This is a genomic window from Streptomyces sp. CRN 30, assembly GCF_034105845.1.
Genome location: NZ_JAVRHI010000469.1, coordinates 1 through 4462 on the forward strand (window position 1 = coordinate 1; position 4462 = coordinate 4462).

A 4462-nucleotide genomic window follows, 5' to 3' on the forward strand; every position below is an offset into this window, starting at 1 on the left:
GGTGACCCGCTGGGCGAGATCGGCGCCCCGCGCGCGCTCCTGCCCGGCGCGGGCGGTGAGCCGGCGGGCCAGGGTGCGGGTGCGCCGCTCGGCGGCGGTGTGGACGTCCCGCGCGCGCTGCCGTTCCCCGGCGGCGTCGACGATGCGGCCGAGCAAGTCCACGGAGCCGGCCGTGAAGTCCCGTTCGGCGATCAGCTCGGCGCGGCGGCCCAGCTTGTCGCCGAAGCCGCCGACCAGGTCGGCGAGCCCGTCGGTGTCGCGGGTGTCGGTGACGGCGCGCAGCAGCAGGTCGGTGAAGTCGGAGTCCTTCTTGACCGCGAACAGGCCGGCGGCCTCGCCCTCGTCGGCGTTCATCTCCCGCTGGTAACGGAAGAGTTCGGGGTCGAGGCCGAGGTCGGTGAGGTGCTCGTTCCAGCGGTCGTGGATCTCCTCCCAGTGCACCTCCAGGTGCGGGTAGGTCTTGCCCGCCTCCGTCAGCGCGTCGCGGAAGCCCTTCATCGTGCGGCGCCGTCCCCGCGCCCCGGAGGCGCCCTCGACGATCGGCCGTACGGCGGTGGACTCGGCGACCGGCAGGTTGTCCAGGCTGAGTCCGGGGCCGGGCCGGAAGGAGTACCAGGCCTCGGCGAACTTGCGCGGGTCGCCCGAGACCTGCCGTCCCCGCCACTCGCTGGCCTTGCCGACCACGACGCACTCGCCGGTCAGCGTGTGCTGCCACTCCAGGGCCACGTGCCCGCAGTCGTCGGCGAGCAGGAACTTGCGCAGCACGCCGGAGCTGGCGCCGCCGAGGGTGTTGCGGTGGCCGGGCAGCATCACCGAGAAGATCAGCTTCAGCAGGACGGACTTGCCGCCGCCGTTCTCCAGGAAGAGCACGCCCGCGGGGGCGGGGCGGCGCGGCGGCCCGACGGGCTCCTCCTCGAAGAACTCCGCCTGCTGCGGCGCGGGGTCGGGCACGGGCTCGCCCACACCCCGCAGGTCCAGCACGGTGTCGGCGTAGCGCGCACCGGCCGGCCCGATGGAGTAGAGGCGGATGCGGGACAGCTCGTACATGGCGGCGGACTTTCGCAGTGGTGACGGTGGTTCGGCGGCGGATCAGGAGTGGAACGGCAGCCCGGCGTCGGCCACCAGCTCCAGGTCGTCGGTGTCCTCGGCGGGCAGCAGCGTGGCGCTGCCGTCGGTCACCGGGACGACGCCCAGCTCCAGCAGTTCGGCCATGGCGGCGCCGGAGGCCATGTCGCGCACCTGGAGCTGGTAGCGGGCGGTGGTGCGGTAGGTGCCGCCGTTGTCGTCGCCGGTGCGCTGCAGAAAGCCGGAGTCGGTGAGGAAGGCGACGGCCCTGCCGACGATGCCGGTGGTCGAACCGGCGAGTCTGCGCGCGTCCTTGGTGGCGCCGGTCGCGCTGCGTCTGGCCCAGATCCGCCAGGCCGCCTCCAGGCCGGGCGCGTCGGTCGCCGGGTCGGTGATCTCGCCCTGCTCCTCGGCGCGCTGCTCCAGCCGGCGGCAGGCCTGCCGGACGAAGGAGTCGACGCCGTTGACCGACACGCGCCCGATGTAGCCGTCGTCGGCGAGGTCCTCGGGGCGGGGGAACGCGAGGGCGGCGACCGCGAGGTGGGCGAGGCCGTGCAGGAACCGGTCGCCCGCGTCGGACGAGGACCGGCGCGCGTAGTCGCCCATGCGGACGGCGAACACGCTGTCCTCGGCGGCCGTCACGGCCATCCCCGCGCGCGGGGACACCTCCAGGACCACCAGTCCGAGACCGGTGGCCACGGCGTCGGCGAGCCGGGCGAACGGCGGGTCCTCCCGGTAGCGCCGCAGCAGTTCCCCGTACTCCTGGTCGCGCGCGGGCTGCAGTTTGGGCTGGAGCCCGAAGGCGACGAGCCGCGCCGCGTCGGCGGCGTCGGCGGGGGTGACGGCGGCGGACGCCGGAGCGGCGGCGGCCTCCGGCTCGCTCCACTCGACGTGCTCGTTCACGGCTGGGGCTCCTTGTTCGGCGGGTTCGGCGGGTTCGGCGGTGTGCGGTACGGGTGGGCGGGGCGGGGCCGGAGCGGCTGGGGGTGCGCGGCGGTCATGTGCGGTCCGCCGCCATTCCCGCCGCGTCCAGCAGGGCGGTCCCCACGATCAGGTCCGCGCCGCCGAACTCCGCGTCGTCCAGCTCGGTCCCGTCGTCCACGGAGAACAGCAGCTTCTCCTCGCCCTGCCGGTAGGCGGTGCCGACCGGCGGGCTGGCCGCGTGCACGGCCAGCAGGGCGACCAGGTAGGGCAGTTCGGGGTCCTGGCGGCGGGCCTCGGTGAGCAGGCCGGACAGCCTGCGGGGCGCGTCGGCGGGCAGGTCGAGCAGCGCTCTGGCGGCGGCCAGCTGCTCCTCGCTGAACCGGCTGTCGTCCGGGGTGGCGATCAGGTCCGGCTCGGGCATCTCCACGCCCAGGTGCTCCCGCTCCACGGGCGGCGTCAGCAACAGGTCGACGAGGTCCCCGAGGCGTACGGAGGCCCGGGTGCGGAAGCCCGTGCCGCGGGCGAAGAACGCGTCCGTCACCCGGACCGCCCCCTCCAGGGCCAGCGGGAGGACGGGCGCCATCAGGTGCCCGTACAGGTCCGTGCCCGAGGTGCCCGCGGACGTGGCGAAGGCCTGGCGGTCCTGTTCGGCGCGGAACAGCGGGCCGGCCTCCAGCAGGCGGGACTGGAGCTGGGTGTGCCGGCGGATGCAGTCCTTGACGATGTCGACCAGCTCGGCGGCGCGCCGCTTGTGCTCGGGCTCCTCGGTCTCGTCGCGGGCCCTGCGGATGTTGGTGAGGATCGCGTTCTCGTGGCGGTAGCGGTCGGCCACGTGGTCGAGTGCCTCGGCGATCATGTCCGGTACCGCGTGCAGCCAGTCCACCGCGCGGACGTTGCGGCGGGTGGCGTCCAGGGCCTTGCGCAGCGTCTCGGAGTACTGCACGGTGCGGTAGCGGGCCTGTTCGGCGGCGAGCTGGGCGTCGGCGAGCCGGCCGCGGCTGATCAGCACCTCCAGCTTCACCTCGGCGGCGATCTGGGCGCTGGTGACGTCGGTGTCGAGGGCGCCCACGAGGACGTTGACGGCCTCGTCGGTGGTGCGCAGGTAGACGCCGCCCCCGTAGCCGGGGACCTCCTCGATCAGCTTGAAGTCGTAGTCGCGCCGCACGTAGGAGCCGTCGGAGGCGAAGGTGCCGTACACGGCGCGGAAGCCGCGGTCCACGCTGCCGACGTTGATCAGGTTCTCCAGCACCCAGCGGGCCACGCGCTCGTGCTCGGCGGCGGGGCGGCCGGGGGCCTGCGCGGCGATGCGCGGGACGAGCCGGGCGACGATCTGCTCGTGGTCGGCGCCCGTGTCGAAGTCCATGTTGAGCGTGACGAGGTCGATGGCGGCGAGGGCGACCTCCGCCATGCCGTACACCGAGTACTCACCCGCGAGGTTCGCCTTGCGCGCGTCCAGGTCGTGCAGCGGCGCGGTACAGGCGAGGGCGCGCAGCCGCCGCGCCAGTCCCTCGTCGGCGGCCGGGCCCGGCGCGGGGCGCGGCCCCGCGCTGAGCTGGGGCGGAACGCTGTCCGTCGATGCAGGCGAAGTCACGGTGCACAGATTAGGTCCTCGCTCTGACAACAACCCAAACGAGGCGTTCCGCCGCCCCTGGGGGCTTCGCTGAAGGGGCTGGGGCGCGGGACGCCGGCTCCCGTCAGACGACGCCGGTGCCTTGTCCCGCGTCGGCCACCCGTCGCCCGTACACCTCGACCAGTCCCCGCAGCGAGTCGTCCAGGTAGACGGCGAGCAGCCGTTCGGCGCCGTCGCGGTCGCCGTCCTCGAGGGTCCGGTGGATCCGGTGGTTGCGGGCGAGGTAGGGCTCGTGCAGCCGTCGCGGGTCGTCCACCACGTGGAAGGCGAGCCGGAGTTCGGCGAAGACGCTGCGCATCAGCTCGTCGGTGCGCTCGCTGCCGGCCAGGGCGACGAGCTCCCGGTGGAAGTGGATGTTGGCCGTGGACACGCCCTTCCAGTCGCCCTCGCGGGCCGACCGGTGCCCGTCCGCGACGGCTTCGGCGAGTCCCCGCACGGCGTACGGGGGCTCGCCGAGTCCGCGGACGACCGCGCACTCCACCAGGGCGCGGGTGCGGTAGATGTCCTCGACGTCCTCCACGGTCAGTACGCGGACGAAGACGCCGCGGTTGAGCTCGTGCACGAGCAGCCGTTCGTGGGTGAGCAGGCGGAAGGACTCGCGCAGCGTGTTGCGGGAGACGCCGAGCGCCCCGCCGATGCTGTCCTCGGAGAGCCGGGTACCGGGCGGGAAGAAACCCTCGGCGATCCGGCTCCTGAGGATGTCCGAGACCCGCTCCGCCGTGCTGGTGCGGCCCAACAGCGCCCGGTCGTCGGCCAGTCCCGTGAGTTCTGCCATGCCGGGAATCTAAGCGCAGATACAAGAACGAAACAACATAGGTATCGAAGGATTGTTCGACAATCCCC

At 73.5% G+C, this 4462-nt stretch carries 3 protein-coding genes and 1 pseudogene; all 4 read right to left on the reverse strand.

What is annotated here, in order from left to right:
* Window positions 1–1047: pseudogene (locus UW392_RS53250) on the reverse strand (hypothetical protein); the annotation flags it as partial.
* Between the two features lie 42 nt (window positions 1048–1089).
* A complete protein-coding gene (locus UW392_RS53255) occupies window positions 1090–1968 on the reverse strand; it encodes a hypothetical protein (protein WP_320782682.1) in 879 nt (292 codons plus the stop codon).
* A gap of 94 nt (window positions 1969–2062) precedes the next feature.
* Window positions 2063–3580 carry a hypothetical protein gene (locus UW392_RS53260; RefSeq protein WP_320782683.1) on the reverse strand — a complete coding sequence of 506 codons (1518 nt, stop codon included), beginning with the start codon at window positions 3578–3580 and terminating at the stop codon, window positions 2063–2065.
* A gap of 103 nt (window positions 3581–3683) precedes the next feature.
* Window positions 3684–4394, reverse strand: a complete 711-nt coding sequence (locus tag UW392_RS53265) for a GntR family transcriptional regulator (protein ID WP_320782684.1) — start codon at window positions 4392–4394, stop codon at window positions 3684–3686.
* Window positions 4395–4462 lie beyond the last annotated feature (68 nt).